Raw genomic sequence first — 12979 nt, forward strand, 5'->3', positions numbered from 1 at the left:
ACACCACCGCACGATCCGTCCCCCGGGACACCCCGCACCCCGCCCACCCCCGCAACGCACACCCCACACCCACGCGGAAACGCACGACCAGGAAAGAGACTCGACGATGAGTGGAAACATCAGCCGCAGACCTCGTGCCCGTACCCTGCTGGCCCTGGGCGTCAGCGCCTCCCTCGCACTGACCGCCACCGCCTGCGGGAACTCGGGGACCGAGACGGGCAGCGAGGGCGAGGGCAAGGGAAAGATCGTCTTCTGGGACAACAACGGCGGTGTGCGCACCGAGGTCTGGAAGAAGATCATCACCGAGTTCGAGAAGAAGAACCCGGACATCGACGTGGAGTACGTCGGCATACCCATCGCCGACGTGCAGTCCAAGTACGACACGGCCATCCAGGGCGGCGGCGACAGCCTGCCGGACGTCGGCATGGTCGGCACCGCCTACCTCGCCAACATGGTCGCCCAGGGGGCGCTCGACCCGGTCGGCGAGCGGATCGAGGACAGCCCGCTGAAGGGCAAGCTGGTCAAGGGCATGGTCGACAGCGTCAGGGCCGCCGGCGGTGAGGAGGACCTGTTCACCGTCCCGACCTCCGCCAACCAGGGCGTGCTGTGGTACCGCACGGACATGTTCGACAAGGCCGGTCTGGAGCCCCCCGCCACCTGGGAGAACTTCTACCGGGCCGCCGAGGAGCTGACCGACAAGAAGAAGAACCGGTTCGGCTTCACCATCCGGGGCGGCGCGGGCTCCGTCGCCCAGGCCCTGGAGATGATGTACGCCCAGTCCGGCATCGAGAACTTCTGGAACGGCGACAAGACCACCGTCAACGACCCGAAGAACGTCGAGGCCCTGGAGAAGTACGTCGGCCTCTACAACAAGTACACGCCCAAGGCCGACCTGAACAACGACTTCACCAAGATGGTCGCCACCTTCACCGGCGGCGAGGTCGGGATGCTCCAGCACAACCTGGGCTCCTACACCGACCACGTGAAGGCGTTCGGCGAGGACGGCGTCGACGGGCTGCCGATGCCGGCCTCCTCCGAGGGCGGCCCGCGCACCCTGGTCTCCAACCCGGTCGACGGGATGGGGCTGTTCAAGTCGAGCGGGAACAAGGCCGCGGCCTGGAAGTTCATCGAGTTCGCCGCGTCCGCCGAGATGAACAGCCTCTGGAACGAGTCCGCGGGCGCCATCCCGGCCCACACCGACGCCGCGGACGACGAGTGGATCAACGAGGCCAAGCCCACCAAGGCGGCCATGGAGTCGCTCGACGACCCGAGCACCAAGATCGTCCAGCTCCCGTACTACCTGCCGGACTGGAACACCATCAGCAAGGCCGACACCGAGCCCAACTTCCAGAAGCTGCTGCTGGGCCAGATGACGGCCGGGGAATTCGCCGACGACCTGGCGAAGCGGCTCAACGAGGCCCAGGCCGAGTGGAGCGAGCAGAAGGGCTGACCGCCCGTCCCGCCGCCGCGGCGGGGCGGCACCGCACCGGACCGCCCCGCCGCGCCCCCCACACACACAGCCCGTACCAGGCACACCGAGCCGAGGGGGTACCTCCATGCCCGTCTCCCGCCGACACGCCGCCGCGGCGCTCGCCGCGCTTCCTCTCACCCTCGCCGCCGCCGGCGCCGCGCAGGCCGCCGCACCCGCCCGCGGTCCCGGCCGCCCCCGGCGCGAGGGCACGGTCTTCATCGCCGGCGACTCCACCGCGGCCCCCAAGACCGCCGCCGCCGCGCCCGAGGCGGGCTGGGGCATGGCCCTGCCGGTCTTCCTGGGCCACGGCTGGACGGTCGCCAACCACGCGGTCAACGGCCGCAGTTCCAAGAGCTTCCACGACGAGGGGCGGCTGGTTCCGATCCTGGAGGCGATCCGCCCCGGCGACCTGCTGCTGGTCCAGTTCGGCCACAACGACGAGAAGACCGGCGACCCGGCCCGCGGCACCGACCCCTACACGACCTACCAGGACTACCTGCGCCGCTATCTCGACGGCGCCCGCGCCCGCGGTGCGCGCCCGGTACTGATCACCCCCGTCGAGCGCCGCCGCTTCGACGCGGACGGGCGTGCCAGACCCACCCACGGCGAGTACCCCGAGGCGATGCGCGCACTGGCCGCCGCCGAGGACGTCCCCCTCGTCGACGTCCAGGCCGCGAGCCTTGCCGAGTGGGACCGGCTGGGTCCCGGCGGCACGCTGGAGGTCTTCCTCCACCTCGCCCCGGGCGAGCACCCCAACCACCCCGAAGGCAAGCAGGACAACACCCACTTCCGGCCGCACGGCGCCGTCGAGGTCGCCCGGATGGTCGCCCGGGGCCTGAAGGAGCGGCGCCTGCCGCACCCGGGCGCACTCCGGCGGCTGGACGACGCCGTCCCGGAGAGCGTGGTCACCTGGCCGGCCGGCTGATCCGCCGCGCCGCCCGCGCCCACCGTGCCGCCCGCGCCCACCGGGCGCCTCCGGACACCCGGAGCGGCCCGGCGGCCCGACATCCCTCGAAACCCCCGAAGAACCCCGAACGCCCCGCACGACCGAAGGAGTCGCAGTGCAGAGAAAAGTGTGCCAAGCGCGTGTCATGGCCCTGGCAGGATGTGCCTCGCTCGCCCTGGCGGCCCTGGCCGTACCCGCCCAGGCCGCACCGCGCCACGGCGGTGACCCGGCCCGCGCCGTCCTGCCGGAGAACGACGGCTGGGCCTCGGCCGAGGGCGGCACCACCGGCGGCGCCGCCGCCGACGCCGACCACGTCTTCACCGTCACCAACCGCGCCGAGCTGGCCGCGGCGCTGAACAACGGCGACGACACCCCGAAGATCATCAAGGTCAGGGGAACGATCCACGGCAACGCCGACGACCAGGGCGCGCCGCTGGCCTGCGAGGACTACCAGCGCGACGGCTACACCCTGGAGAAGTACCTCCAGGCGTACGACCCCGCCGTCTGGGGCGACGCCGACCCCTCGGGACCGATGGAGGACGCCCGCGCCGCCTCGGCCGCCGAGCAGAACAAGCGGGTCAAGCTCAACGTCGGCTCCAACACCACCCTGATCGGGGTGGGCGACGACGCCACCATCCTCGGCGCCAGCCTCCAGATCCGGGGCGTGGAGAACGTCATCGTCCGCAACATCACCTTCGAGGACACCTACGACTGCTTCCCGCAGTGGGACCCCACCGACGGCGAGAACGGAGCCTGGAACTCCGAGTACGACAACGTCGTCGTCCACGGCTCCCGCCACGTCTGGATCGACCACAACACCTTCACCGACGGCCGCCGCCCCGACAGCGAGCAGCCGCGCTACTTCGGGCAGCTCTTCCAGCAGCACGACGGCCTGCTCGACATCGTGCGCGGCGCCGACCTGGTGACCGTGAGCTGGAACGTCTTCACCGAGCACGACAAGACCATCCTGCTGGGCAACAGCGACGGCGCCACCGCCGACGACCGGGGCAAGCTGCGCACCACCTTCCACCACAACCTCTTCGAGGACGTCAACGAGCGGGCCCCGCGCGTGCGCTTCGGCCAGGTGGACTCCTACAACAACCACTTCAAGCAGAACGAGGGCGCCAAGTACGGCTACACCTGGGGCATCGGCAAGGAGGCCGCGCTCGTCGCCGAGCACAACGCCTTCACCCTCCACAAGGGCCTGGCCCCGGCCGACACCATCCGCCAGTGGACCCCCGGCACCTCCATGACCGAGCGGAACAACTGGGTCAACGGCCGGTACGTGGACCTGCTGGCCGCCCACAACGCCGCCAATCCCGACCGCATCCTGGGCGACGACGCGGGCTGGACCCCGGTCCTGCGCACCCGTGTCCACCACCCGCTGGCCGTCCCGCACCTGGTGGGCCGGCACGCCGGGGCCGGAGTGCTGAAGGCCGGGGACGGAAAGGGCCGCAGGTGAGCACCACCCGACGCGGCGCGCTGACGACCGGAGCCGGCGCCGCCCTCCTCCTGTCCCTGGCGGGCCGGGCCCACGCGGGCCCCGCGGACCGGTCCGCGGGGCCGCGGCTGAGGGTCGCACCGGACGGCAGCGGTGACTTCGCCACCGTGCAGGAGGCCGTCGACGCCACGCCCGACCGTCCCGCGACGCCCTGGACCATCGCCCTGGCCCCCGGCGTCTACCGCGAGACGGTGGAGATCCCGGAGAGCAAGACCGGGCTGACCCTGCTGGGCGGCACCGGCGATCCCCGCGACACCGTCATCGTCCACGACAACGCCGCGGGCACGCCCAGGCCCGACGGTTCCGGCGCCTACGGGACCTCCGGCAGTGCCACGGTCACCGCGCGGCCCGACGGGTTCACCGCGCGCCGGGTCACCTTCGCCAACGACTGGCTGCGCGCCGACCACCCGGAGATCACCGGTGGCACCCAGGCGGTGGCGATCAAGGTGATGGGGGACCGCTCGCTGTTCGACCGCTGCCGCTTCCTCGGCCACCAGGACACCCTGTACGCCGACACGCGGCACGTCTCGCTCACCGCGCGGCAGTTCTTCCACCACTGCTATGCGGAGGGGGACGTGGACTTCGTCTTCGGCCGGGCCACGGCAGTCTTCAACGGCTGTGAACTGCGCACCCTGGACCGTGATGTGGACTCCACCCCGTACGGGTTCGTCTTCGCGCCGTCGACGGCCGCCGGCACCCGGTACGGCTATCTCGCCCATCGCTGCCGCGTCACCACCACCGCGCCGGCCGGTGCGTACAAGCTGGCCCGGCCCTGGGTGCCCAGCAGCGATCCGGGGGCCCGGCCGGGCCTGGTGGTGCGCGAGAGCCTGCTCGGCGACGGGATCGACGCGGCCCGGCCGTACGCGAACATGCGCGAGCAGTACCCGTGGCAGGGGTTCTTCTTCCGGGAGCACGCCAACCGGGGGCCGGGCGCGGCCGTCGCCGACCCGGCCGAGCGTCCGCGGCTGACGGCGGCCGAGGCCGCCGAGCACACGCCGGCGGCCTACCTGGGCGACTGGCGTCCCGCGGTGGACTGATCCTGCCCGTGGCACGGCGCCGTGCCCGGCCCGCGCCGGCCGGGCACGGCGCGGGCCGGCGGGGGAGGCGGTCTGCGGCTTCGGCCGGTGGCCGGCGGGGCGAGGGGCGTCTACAGGTGGCGGGTGGCCAGGGTCAGCCGGTCGCGTGCGTCGAACAGGGCGTCCTTGATGGTCTGTTCGTGGGCGGGGGTGAGCCGGGCCACCGGGACCGAGCAGCTGATGGCGTCCCGTGCGGGGGTGCGGTAGGGGATGGCGACGCCGAAGCAGCTCAGTCCCAGGGTGTTCTCCTCGCGGTCGACCGCGTAGCCCTGTTCGCGGATCTGGTGCAGTTCCCCGATGAGCTTTTCGCGGTCGGTGATGGTGTGCTCGGTCAGCGGAGCCAGGGTCTCGGGGAGCATCGCGCGGACCTGGTCGTCGTCGTAGGTGGCCAGCAGAGCCTTGCCCAGGGAGGTGGAGTGCGCGGGCAGGCGCCGTCCCACACGGGTGAAGGGGCGCAGGTAGTGCTGCGACTGGCGGGTGGCGAGGTAGACGACGTTGGTGCCGTCCAGCCGGGCGAGGTGGATGGTCTCGGTGGTGTCGTCGGAGAGCCGGTCCAGGGTGGGGCGGGCGGCGGCCACGACCTCGTCGCCGTCGATGTAGGAGGTGCCCACCAGCAGGGCGCGTACCCCGATGCCGTAGCGGGTGCCGGTGGCGTCGGTCTCGATCCAGCCCAGTTCCACGAGTGTGCGCAGCAGCATGTACAGGCTGGACTTGGGGTAGCCGACGGCCTCCTGGACGGCGGCGAGGGTGTGCATGCCGGGCTGCCCGGCGAAGAACTCCAGCAGTTCCACGGTGCGCACCGCCGATTTGACCTGTGCCCCGCCCGCCTCCGGTTTCCTCCCGGGGGCGCCCCCGTGCGCAGAAGGCATCGACCTTGACCCTTTCGCTCGACCGGTCATAGAGTCCCATATGGTTATTCACACATAGGGACGGCGTTCAGTATATCGAACAAGGTCTCCGGGGGGACAGTCTTCGGCGTCCGGGCCCCGGACGCGCCCCCGCCGGTCCCGTCGCCCCCTGCCGTCGTCAGGTCGGCGGTCGTTTCGAAGGAGGAGTTCAGCGGTGGCAGTACCAGTGTGGAGCGTCGACCCCAGGACGGGGAAGCAGCGTGAACAGGTCGCGGTCGAGGCCACGGCAGCCGATGTCGACGCGGCCGTGCGCGCCGCCCACGCCGCCCGCGGGGAGCTGGCGGGCCGCACCGCGCGGATCGCCCTGCTGCGGGCGGCCGCCGAGGAGCTGGAGGCCGCCCGCGAGGAGATCGTCGCCGCCGCGGACGCCGAGACCGCGCTGGGTGAGGTCCGGCTGAACGGTGAGCTGGGCCGCACCACCTACCAGTTGCTCGCCTTCGCCGACGAGGTCGCCGACGGGGCGTACCTGGACGTCGTCATCGACCACGCCGACGCCTCGCTCACCCCGCCCCGGCCCGATCTGCGCCGCTACAAGATCCCCCTGGGCGTCGTGGCGGTCTACGCGGCCTCCAACTTCCCGCTCGCCTTCTCCGTGCCCGGCGGCGACACCGCCAGCGCGCTCGCGGCGGGCTGCCCGGTGGTGGTCAAGGCGCACCCCGACCATCCGGCCACCTCCGAGCTGTGCGCGGCCGCGCTGCGCCGGGCGGCCGCCCGCGCCGGTCTGTCCGAGGACGTCGTCCGTGTGGTGCACGGCTTCGACGCGGGCGTGGAGCTGGTGAAGCACCCGCTGGTCGCCGCGGCCGGGTTCACCGGCTCGATCCGGGGCGGCCGGGCCCTGTTCGACGCCGCCGCCGCCCGCCCGGTCCCGATCCCCTTCCACGGCGAGCTGGGCAGCCTCAACCCGGTGGTGGTCACCGAGGCGGCGGCGAAGGAGCGCGCCGAGGGGATCGGCGGCGGGCTGGCCGGTTCGATGACGATGGGCTCCGGGCAGTTCTGCACCAAGCCGGGGCTGGTCCTCGCCCCCGAGGGCGAGTCCGGCGACCGGCTGCTGGAGGCGCTGGCCGAGTCCGTCGCCGAGACCGCCGGAGGGCCGATGCTGGACACCCGGATGCGCGAGGCGTTCCTGGCCGGGGTGAGGGCCCGGGCGGAGCTGGAGGACGTGACGGCGCCGGTCGCCGCGGCCGAGGGCGAGGACCAGGCCGTGCGCGCGGGCTTCCTCACCGTCCCGGCGGAGCGGCTGGCCGGCTCCGAGCGGCACGGGCTGCTGCTGGAGGAGTGCTTCGGGCCCGTCACCGTCGTCGCCCGCTACCGGGACGTCGGCGAGGTCAGCGCCGTGCTGGCCAAGCTGCCCGGCAACCTGACCGCCACCCTCCACATCGCCGAGGAGGAGGCGGGGGAGGAGGGCGGCGCCGCGGCCCGGCTGCTGGCCGAGCTGACGCCGCTGGCCGGACGGGTCCTGGTCAACGGCTGGCCCACCGGTGTCGCGGTCACCCCCGCCCAGCACCACGGCGGCCCCTACCCGGCCACCACCTCCACCTCCACCTCGGTCGGCGCCACGGCCATCGAGCGCTGGCTGCGCCCGGTCGCCTACCAGGACACCCCGCCGGCGCTGCTGCCCGAGGAACTGCGCGACGACAACCCGCTCGGCCTGCCGCGCCGGGTGGACGGGCGGCGCGAGGGCTGAACGCCTCCGGGCCCCCGGATCCCGCCTGTGGCCGCTCTCCGGGAGGGCGGCCACAGGCGTTCGCACGGAAGGCCGGAAGGGAGGAAGCCGCCTCCCCTGAGGGAGGCCTTGGGGCAGCCCAAGACAATTCGCCGTGGACAGCGGCGAACCGGGGCGACACAGTGGTGCTCGTGGAGACCTCACTGCCGGGAGCACCGGACCTGCCGGAAACGCCGACCCCGCCGAGCCTGCGCGACCTCGTGCGCGCCGAGTTCGCGCCGACGACCGTCTACCTGAACACCGCCTCGCACGGTCTGACACCCGCCCGTACCGCCGACGCGCTGCGCGAGGCGGTGCAGGAGACGGTGGAAGGGCGCATCGACCTGACGCGCTGGTTCGCCGTGATCGAACGGGCACGCGCCCGCTTCGCCCGGCTGGTCGGCCTGGACCCGGACAGGGCGGCGCTCGGAACGGCCGTCTCCGCGCACGTCTCGCTGGTCGCGGGCTCGCTGCCGCCCGGCGCCGAGGTGCTGGTGGCCGACGGCGACTTCAGCTCCCTGGTCAACCCGTTCGCGATGCGCGCCGACATCAAGCTGCGCACCGCCCCGCTGGCGGAGCTGGCGGACGCCGTCCGGCCCGGCACCGCGCTGGTGGCCGTCAGCGCCGTGCAGTCGGCCGACGGCCGCATCGCGGACCTCGCCGCCGTCGCCGGGGCCGCACGGGCCCACGGCGCCCGCACCCTGGTGGACACCACCCAGGCCGTCGGCTGGCTGCCGCTGGAGGCGGGCGCCTTCGACTACACCGTGTGCGGCGCCTACAAGTGGCTGCTGTGCCCGCGGGGCACCTCCTTCCTCACCGTGCCCGGGGACGGCGGGGGCCTGGTGGCCGCGCAGGCCGGATGGGTCGCGGGGGAGCGGCCCTGGGAGAGCTGCTACGGGACGGTCGCGGAACTGGCCCGTTCCGCCCGCCGCTTCGACGTCTCCCCGGCCTTCCTCCCCTACCTGGGCGCCGAGCGGTCCCTCCGCCTGGTCGAGGAGGCCGGGCCGGAGGCGATCGGCGCCCACGACCGGGCCCTGGCCGCCCGTTTCCGGGCCGGCGCCGCCGAGCTGGGCCACCGTCCGGTGCCCGGCGACTCGGCCATCGTCGCGGTGCCCGGGCTGGGCGGCGCCTCCGAGGCGCTTAAGGAGGCGGGGGTGGAGGTGTCCGTCCGGGCGGGGAACCTGCGCGCGGCCTTCCACCTGTACAACACGGCCGAGGACGTGGAGCGGCTGCTGGCGGCGCTGCCCCGGGCGTGACCCCCGGCGTGGCCCCGAACGGCCGAAGATCCCGCGGCCCCGGGGCCTTCGGCCGTTCGGGGCAAGTTCGGGGCAAGCGAGCCCCGGTAAGCCCGAGGTCACGCCGACTGCCTGCGCACCAGCTCGGTCGGCAGGATCACCGCCGACGGCTCCTCGCCGCCGATCAGGCCCAGCAGCACCCGTACCATCTCCGCGCTGATCCGGTCCCACGGCTGGCGGACGGTGGTCAGCTCCGGGAGGCCGGCGACGGCGGCGGGGGAGTCGTCGAAGCCGCCGACGGCGACGTCGTCCGGCACCCGCCGCCCGGCCTGCTCCAGGGCGGTCAGCGCGCCGCGCGCCATCAGGTCGGAGGCGACGAACAGCGCGTCCACGTCCGGCGCCCGCTCGAGCAGTTCGGCGGCGGCCCGCCGGCCGCTGTCGCGGCTGTAGTCGCCGTGGGCGACCAGGTCGTCGCCGGCGGGGAGCCCGGCCTCGGCCAGCATCTCGCGCCAGCCCGCCAGCCGGTCCACACCGCCGGGGGTGTCCGGCGGCCCGGCGACCGTGGCGATGCGGCGGCGCCCGAGCGAGACCAGGTGCCGCACGATGTCGCGGGCGCCCTCCCGGTCGTCGGCCGCCACATGGGCGATCCTGGCGGTACGCCCGCTGCGGTCGATCGGCTTGCCGCTGGCGACCACCGGCATGCCGGCCTTCGTCAGCTGCTCGGCCATCGGGTCGCCGGTGTGGCTGGAGACCAGCAGGACGCCGTCGACATGGCCCGCGGTGACGTAGCGGACGACGCGGCGCCGCTCGGCGGGCGTACCGGCGATCATAAGCAGCAGCGGGATGTCGTGCGCGGCCAGCGCCTGGGTGCAGCCGCGCAGCAGCACGTTGAAGTTGGGGTCCTCGAACAGCTTCTCCTGCGGCTCGGTGAGCAGGAAGGCCACCGAGTCGGAGCGGCCGGTGATCAGGCTGCGGGCGTGCCGGTTGACGACGTAGCCCGTCCTGCGGATCGCGGCCCTGACCGCGTCCGCCGCGGCCGGGCTGACGTTGTGCCCGCCGTTGAGGAACCGCGAGACCGTGCCGCGGGAGACCCCGGCCTCCCGCGCCACGTCGTGGATCGTCGGCGGGCGCCGCCGCTCACTGCCGCTCATGCGGTACCCATCCTCGTGTCTCTCCCCCGTCTCCCCGTCCCACGTGCAATTCTCCGTGATCCTCGCGCACCCGCCGGCTTTTCAGGACTTCACCGCTCCGGACAGCAGGTCCAGGCTCCAGAACCGCTGGACCACCAGGAACAGGGCGATCAGCGGCAGGACGGCCAGCAGGGCCCCGGCGACGACCGGGTGTACAGGGCCGGGGTGTTGGACCCCTGCTGGAGCAGGGTGAACAGCCCGAGCGTGACGGGGAACTTCTCGTCGTCGCCGGGCATGATGTACGGCAGCAGCACCGACAGGTGGGTGTCGGTCAGGTTCACCTCGGCCAGCAGCAGGTACTGCGGTACGGCCAGGACGACCGGGGGCATCAGCACCCCGGTGAGCAGCACGTTGAAGACGGTCTCCCGGCCGCGGAAGCGGTAGACGGCCAGGGCGTAGCCGGCCGGCGCGGACACCGCGGCGGACAGCAGGGCCCCGAGTCCCGCGGGAGGGCGTGGACCGCGTCGCCGCCCAGGGTGACCTGCTGCCACACCCCGGGGGCGAACTCCTTCTCCGCGCCGGCCACCTCGCCCGGTATGTCGGCCGGCACGTCGTTGCCGACCAGGGTGGGCAGCGCCTTGTACTCGGCCTGCACCGGGTCGGGGGCCTCGCCCGCCTCGGCCGCGGTGATGGTCCTGGTCACCAGGTCGTCCCCGCCGACCGGAGGCGGCGGAGTCGCCGTCCGAGGAGCCGCAGCCGGTGAGGGCGGCTGCCGCCAGAGCGACCGCGGTGCACGCCGCGACGGTGCGGTGGTTCATGTTTCCTCCTGACAAGGTGCTGTGAACGTGCACAGCAGAGAAAGCCGACTGGCTCTTGTCAATGGTTCGGAGCTTGATGTTTTCTGTGTGATGCAGCCGAAGTGCAGCTGTGAACGTTCCCAGTTCTTTCCCGGTCCGGCCCGCTCGGGCCGGGGACTTCGACCCAGGAGGTCGTATGGTGCGCCTCGCCTACGGCGGCGACTACAACCCCGAGCAGTGGCCCGAGGAGGTCTGGCACGAGGACGTCGCGCTGATGCGTGAGGCCGGTGTGACCATGGCCAGCGTCGGCATCTTCTCCTGGGCGATGATCGAGCCCGCCGAGGGCGTCTTCGACTTCGGACGGCTCGACCGGATCATCGAGCTGCTGCACGGAGCCGGCATCGGCGTGGACCTGGCCACCCCCACCGTGGTGCCGCCCGCCTGGTTCTACCGCGCCCACCCCGAGGCGCTGCCCGTCAGCCGGGAGGGCGTGCGCTGGGAGTTCGGCTCACGCGGCGCGATCTGCCACAACTCGCCCGCCTACCAGCAGGCGTCCGCCCGGATCGCCCGCGCGCTGGGCGAGCGCTACGGAAGGCATCCCGCGGTCGCGATGTGGCACGTCCACAACGAGTACGGCGTACCCGTCCTGGAGTGCTACTGCGAGACCTCCGCCGCCGCCTTCCGCACCTGGCTGCGGGAGCGCTACACCACCCTGGAGAGGCTCAACGCCGCCTGGGGCACCGCCTTCTGGGGCCAGACCTACGGCGACTGGGAGGAGATCGCCCCGCCCCGGGCGACCCCCACCGTCTGCAACCCCGCCCAGCGCCTGGACTACGCCCGGTTCGCGAGCGACAGCGCCCTGGCCAACTTCCGCCGCGAGCGCGACCTGCTGCACGAGCTGTCCCCGGGCATCCCGGTCACCACCAACTTCATGGTCTCGCCCACCCAGTGCGACACCATCGACTACTGGGCCTGGGGCCGCGAGGTCGACATCGTCACCAACGACCACTACCTGGTGGCCGAGGACGAGCGCAACCACGTCAATCTGTCGATGGCCGCCGACCTGACCCGCTCGGTCGCCGGCGGCGAGCCGTGGCTGCTGCTGGAGCACTCCACCAGCGGCGTCAACTGGCAGCCGCGCGGCATCGCCAAGCGCCCCGGCGAGATGGCCCGCAACTCACTGGCCCACATCGCCCGCGGCTCGGAGGGGGCGATGTTCTTCCAGTGGCGCGCCTCCCGCTCCGGCGCGGAGAAGTTCCACTCGGCGATGGTGCCGCACGCCGGCACCGACAGCCGGATCTGGCGCGAGGTGGTCTCGCTCGGCGCGGACGTCGCCGCGCTGGAGGAGATCCGCGGCACCCGCACGGTCGCGGACGTGGCGGTCGTGTGGGACTGGCAGTCGTGGTGGGCGCAGAAGCTGGAGTGGCGCCCCAGCCAGGACCTCGACGCCCGCGAGCGCGCCGAGGCCTGGTACGCCGCGCTCTTCGACCGCCATCTGACCGCCGACTTCGTCCCCCCTCGGACCGATCCGGCGAAGCTGGCCGCGTACCCGCTGGTGGTGGTGCCCGCCCTCTACCTGGCCTCGGCGGAGACCGGTGAGGACCTGCGCGCCTACGTCGCCGGCGGCGGCACCCTGGTGGTCTCCTACTTCTCCGGCATCGTCGACGAACACGACGCCGTCCACCCCGGCCCCCACCCGGGCGCGCTGCGGGAGGTGCTGGGGTTGACGGTCGAGGAGTTCCAGCCGCTGCGGGCGGGGCAGACGGTGACCGTCCTCGGACCCGGGGTCCCCTCGCTGGAGGCCGACGTGTGGGCCGAGACCGTCGTGGCGCGGGGTGCCGAGACGGTGTGGTCCTACGGCGGCGGTCCGGCCGCGGGCGGCCCCGCCGTCACCCGGAACCGGCTGGGCGAGGGCACCGCGTGGTACGTCTCGACGCGACTGGGCCCGGGCGGGCTCGACGCCGTGCTGGCCGCCGCCTGCGCGGACGCGGGCATCGCCCCGCGCGAGGAGATCCCCCGCGACGTGGAGGTGGTGCGCCGCTCCGGGGAGTGCGGCACCTACCTCTTCGTCCTCAACCACACCGGCGCCGACGCCAAGGTGCCGCTGGGCGCGTCCGGCACCGAACTGCTCGGCGGCGCCCGCGTGGCCGGCCGGCTCGCGGTGCCGGCCGGTGAGGTCCGCGTGGTCCGCCTCGACGGCTGAGCCCCGGCCC

9 protein-coding genes and 2 pseudogenes are annotated in these 12979 nt (G+C 73.3%); 7 read left to right on the plus strand and 4 right to left on the minus strand.

What is annotated here, in order from left to right:
* The first annotated feature begins 106 nt into the window (after positions 1 to 106).
* From QPK52_RS21180 to QPK52_RS21195, 4 genes are all read left to right on the plus strand, one after another.
* The gene (locus QPK52_RS21180) at positions 107 to 1450 is read left to right on the plus strand and encodes an ABC transporter substrate-binding protein (RefSeq protein WP_410539035.1); all 1344 of its coding nucleotides are present in this window, start codon (positions 107 to 109) and stop codon (positions 1448 to 1450) included.
* 106 nt (positions 1451 to 1556) lie between these two features.
* Positions 1557 to 2396 (plus strand): rhamnogalacturonan acetylesterase, encoded by an 840-nt coding sequence (locus QPK52_RS21185; protein WP_410539036.1) that lies wholly within the window; start codon positions 1557 to 1559, stop codon positions 2394 to 2396.
* Between the two features lie 166 nt (positions 2397 to 2562).
* Positions 2563 to 3879, plus strand: coding sequence for a polysaccharide lyase family 1 protein (locus QPK52_RS21190; RefSeq protein WP_410539037.1), 1317 nt, complete (start codon positions 2563 to 2565; stop codon positions 3877 to 3879).
* Positions 3876 to 4955 (plus strand): pectinesterase family protein, encoded by a 1080-nt coding sequence (locus QPK52_RS21195; RefSeq protein WP_410539038.1) that lies wholly within the window; start codon positions 3876 to 3878, stop codon positions 4953 to 4955. The genes QPK52_RS21190 and QPK52_RS21195 overlap by 4 nt, the downstream gene beginning before the upstream one ends.
* Positions 4956 to 5065: 110 nt before the next feature.
* Here the strand turns inward: QPK52_RS21195 and QPK52_RS21200 are convergent, their stop codons facing one another.
* Complete coding sequence (locus tag QPK52_RS21200) at positions 5066 to 5863, minus strand: IclR family transcriptional regulator (RefSeq protein ID WP_410539039.1); 798 nt, start codon at positions 5861 to 5863, stop codon at positions 5066 to 5068.
* Positions 5864 to 6056: 193 nt separating this feature from the next.
* Here QPK52_RS21200 and QPK52_RS21205 point away from each other — a divergent pair, with 193 nt between their 5' ends.
* Both QPK52_RS21205 and QPK52_RS21210 read left to right on the plus strand, forming a co-directional pair.
* Entirely contained in the window at positions 6057 to 7586 is a 1530-nt protein-coding gene (locus QPK52_RS21205) for an aldehyde dehydrogenase (NADP(+)) (protein ID WP_410539040.1), read from the plus strand.
* Positions 7587 to 7756: 170 nt separating this feature from the next.
* Entirely contained in the window at positions 7757 to 8860 is a 1104-nt protein-coding gene (locus QPK52_RS21210) for an aminotransferase class V-fold PLP-dependent enzyme (protein WP_410539041.1), read from the plus strand.
* 98 nt (positions 8861 to 8958) lie between these two features.
* Here QPK52_RS21210 and QPK52_RS21215 read toward each other — a convergent pair whose 3' ends face one another.
* The 3 genes and pseudogenes from QPK52_RS21215 to QPK52_RS21225 form a co-directional block, all read right to left on the minus strand.
* The gene (locus QPK52_RS21215) at positions 8959 to 9990 is read right to left on the minus strand and encodes a LacI family DNA-binding transcriptional regulator (protein WP_410539042.1); all 1032 of its coding nucleotides are present in this window, start codon (positions 9988 to 9990) and stop codon (positions 8959 to 8961) included.
* 81 nt (positions 9991 to 10071) lie between these two features.
* Positions 10072 to 10475: pseudogene (locus QPK52_RS21220) on the minus strand (carbohydrate ABC transporter permease); the annotation flags it as partial.
* Positions 10460 to 10787: pseudogene (locus QPK52_RS21225) on the minus strand (sugar ABC transporter substrate-binding protein); the annotation flags it as partial. The pseudogenes QPK52_RS21220 and QPK52_RS21225, both read right to left, overlap by 16 nt.
* Before the next feature lie 175 nt (positions 10788 to 10962).
* Between QPK52_RS21225 and QPK52_RS21230 the strand changes: the two are divergent.
* Positions 10963 to 12969 carry a beta-galactosidase gene (locus QPK52_RS21230; RefSeq protein ID WP_410539043.1) on the plus strand — a complete coding sequence of 669 codons (2007 nt, stop codon included), beginning with the start codon at positions 10963 to 10965 and terminating at the stop codon, positions 12967 to 12969.
* Positions 12970 to 12979: the final 10 nt, after the last annotated feature.

Source organism: Streptomyces sp. KL2 (assembly GCF_046529545.1).
Lineage (GTDB): Bacteria > Actinomycetota > Actinomycetes > Streptomycetales > Streptomycetaceae > Streptomyces > Streptomyces radiopugnans.

Excerpts from the sequence above, each read along its gene's own strand:
- QPK52_RS21200 (WP_410539039.1), bottom strand. The coding sequence starts at position 5,863 with ATGCCTTCTGCGCACGGGGGCGCCCCCGGGAGGAAACCGGAGGCGGGC.
- QPK52_RS21185 (WP_410539036.1), top strand. The coding sequence starts at position 1,557 with ATGCCCGTCTCCCGCCGACACGCCGCCGCGGCGCTCGCCGCGCTTCCT.
- QPK52_RS21230 (WP_410539043.1), top strand. The coding sequence starts at position 10,963 with ATGGTGCGCCTCGCCTACGGCGGCGACTACAACCCCGAGCAGTGGCCC.
- QPK52_RS21190 (WP_410539037.1), top strand. The coding sequence starts at position 2,563 with ATGGCCCTGGCAGGATGTGCCTCGCTCGCCCTGGCGGCCCTGGCCGTA.
- QPK52_RS21180 (WP_410539035.1), top strand. The coding sequence starts at position 107 with ATGAGTGGAAACATCAGCCGCAGACCTCGTGCCCGTACCCTGCTGGCC.
- QPK52_RS21215 (WP_410539042.1), bottom strand. The coding sequence starts at position 9,990 with ATGAGCGGCAGTGAGCGGCGGCGCCCGCCGACGATCCACGACGTGGCG.